Source organism: Cupriavidus sp. UYPR2.512 (genome assembly GCF_000379565.1).
Taxonomy (GTDB): Bacteria; Pseudomonadota; Gammaproteobacteria; order Burkholderiales; family Burkholderiaceae; genus Cupriavidus.
In genome coordinates, this window is record NZ_KB903006.1 from 1 (window position 1) to 2,589 (window position 2,589).

Sequence of the window (2,589 nt, forward strand, 5' to 3'; positions counted from 1 at the left end):
GTGGTGCGCGTGCATGACTTTGCCGAAGCGGTGGCGCTGATCAATGCGCACGAGTACGGCAACGGCGTGTCGTGCTACACCAGCGACGGCGGCATCGCGCGTGCGTTCGCGCGGCAGATCCAGATCGGCATGGTCGGCATCAACGTGCCCATTCCGGTGCCAATGGCGTGGCATTCGTTCGGCGGGTGGAAGCGCTCGCTGTTCGGCGACCACCATGCCTATGGCGAAGAGGGCGTGCGTTTCTACACGCGCTACAAGAGCGTGATGCAGCGCTGGCCGGATTCGATCGCCAAGGGCGCTGAGTTCACCATGCCGGTGGCGAAATAACCGGCAACGATGATGACAAGAACAGCGACAGAGACATTCGACTACATCATCGTGGGGGCCGGTTCGGCCGGCTGTGTCCTGGCGAACCGCCTGACGCAGGATGCGGACGTCAACGTGCTGCTGCTGGAGGCCGGCGGCAAGGACGACTACCACTGGATCCATATTCCGGTGGGCTACCTGTACTGCATCGGCAACCCGCGCACCGACTGGCTCTATCGCACCGAGGCCGAGGCGGGGCTGAACGGCCGTTCGCTGGGCTATCCGCGCGGGCGCGTGCTGGGCGGTTGCTCGTCGATCAACGGCATGATCTATATGCGTGGCCAGCGCGAGGATTATGACGAGTGGGCGCGGCTGACCGGCGACGATGGCTGGCGCTGGGACAATGTGCTGCCGCTGTTCAAGCGCAGCGAGGACCACCACCGCGGCCCGAGCGAATTCCATGGCGCCGGCGGCGAATGGCGCGTGGAAGGCCAGCGGCTGCGCTGGGACATCCTGGAACGCTTTGCCGATGCCGCTGAAGAGGCGGGGATTCCGCGCACGGAGGATTTCAACCGCGGCGACAACTTCGGCGTGGGCTATTTCGAAGTGAACCAGCGCCGCGGCATCCGCTGGAACACGGCCAAGGCCTTCCTGCGGCGTGCGTCGGAGCGTCCCAACCTGACCGTTGTCACCGGGGCGCAGGTGAGCGGGCTGACCTTCGACGGGCGCCGCTGCACCGGCGTGAACTATATCGGCGGCGGCCGGCCGCACACGGCGGCGGCCACGCAGGAAGTGATCCTGGCCGCGGGCGCGGTCAATACGCCGCAGCTGCTGGAGCTGTCGGGCATCGGCCAGGCCGAGCGCCTGCAGGCGCTGGGTATCCCGGTGCGCCATGCGCTGCCCGGCGTGGGCGAGAACCTGCAGGACCACCTGCAGCTGCGCTCCGTGGTGAAGGTCAGCGGCGTGCGCACGCTCAACACGCGCGCCGCGAGCCTGTGGGGCAAGTTCTGCATCGGCGTGCAGTACGCCTTCAACCAGAGCGGGCCGATGAGCATGGCGCCGTCGCAGCTGGGCGCCTTTGCGCGCTCGGACCCGTCGCAGGCGCGGCCGAACGTGGAGTACCACGTGCAGCCCTTGTCGCTGGACAAGTTCGGCGACCCGCTGCATGCGTTCAATGCCTTTACCGCGAGTGCCTGCAACCTGCGGCCGACATCGCGCGGCAGCGTGCATGCCGGCAGCGCGGATTTCCGCCAGGCGCCGGTGATCGCGCCGAATTACCTGGCGACCGACGAGGATCGGAAAGTCGCGGCGGACTCCATCCGGCTCACGCGCCGTATCGTGGCATCGCCGGCGCTGGCGCCGTACCGGCCCGAGGAATGGCTGCCGGGTCCGGCATTCCAGACCGACGAACAACTGGCCGAAGCGGCCGGCAATATCGGCACCACCATCTTCCACCCGGTGGGCACCTGCAAGATGGGCCGCGCCGACGACCCGATGGCCGTGGTCGACCATCGCCTGCGCGTGCTGGGCATCGACGGCCTGCGCGTGGTCGATGCCTCGGTGATGCCGCTGATCACGTCGGGCAACACCAATTCGCCGACCATCATGATTGCCGAGCGCGCCAGCGACCTGATCCGCGAAGACCGCCGGCAGGGCCTGGCGGCGGCGGAAGTATGGGTGCAGCCGGCGCCGGCTGCAGCCGCCGCAGGCGCCTGACATGAGCGCGCCACTTGGTCGCGGGCGGGGCCGTGACCAAGTGGCGCGGCCTGCTCATGTGCGCTTGCAAAAAAACTGACACTTGGTTCATGTTTCATAGTGCAAACCCCGATGTTTTGCGATGCAACAGGCGCACACAATAGACGCCTCACAGGGTGCGTCGGCAGCACATCAACGCCATCGCCGCAACCTGCGCGGGAGCCGCCCCGCACCTGAACAGAAAGCCGCAGCAGGGCCGCAACCACGGCCAGCCTGACGGAACAAGCGGCAGCAAGGGCCTACCAGGCCGGTTCGGACCATTGTCAGTGCCGGGCATCACCCCGGCAGTTCAGCAAGAGGGCGGGCAGGAGACATGAACCAGCAGGAAACCATCCTGGAAACGCGGAACCTCACCAAGGAGTTCAAGGGGTTCACGGCGGTGAGCGACGTCAGCCTGCGGGTGCGCCGCGGGTCGATCCATGCGTTGATCGGGCCCAACGGCGCCGGCAAGACGACCTGCTTCAACCTGCTCACCAAGTTCCTGGAGCCGACCACCGGCACCATCCTTTTCAACGGCATCGACATCAC

3 protein-coding genes are annotated in these 2,589 nt (G+C 66.9%); all 3 read left to right on the forward strand.

Annotated features, from left to right (window positions below; all coding sequences use genetic code 11):
- On the forward strand, positions 1-327 hold a 327-nt coding region (locus tag A3A5_RS38810; RefSeq protein ID WP_157637242.1), incomplete at its 5' end, for an aldehyde dehydrogenase family protein.
- 9 nt (positions 328-336) lie between these two features.
- A complete protein-coding gene (locus A3A5_RS0117315; protein ID WP_157637243.1) occupies positions 337-2,022 on the forward strand; it encodes a GMC family oxidoreductase in 1,686 nt (561 codons plus the stop codon).
- A 352-nt stretch (positions 2,023-2,374) separates the two neighbouring features.
- A partial coding sequence (locus A3A5_RS38815) for an ATP-binding cassette domain-containing protein (RefSeq protein ID WP_035812872.1) occupies positions 2,375-2,589 on the forward strand: 215 nt, incomplete at its 3' end.

Bases quoted from the DNA above. Each gene is read 5' to 3' on its own strand.
- A3A5_RS0117315 (WP_157637243.1), top strand. From the start codon at position 337: ATGATGACAAGAACAGCGACAGAGACATTCGACTACATCATCGTGGGG.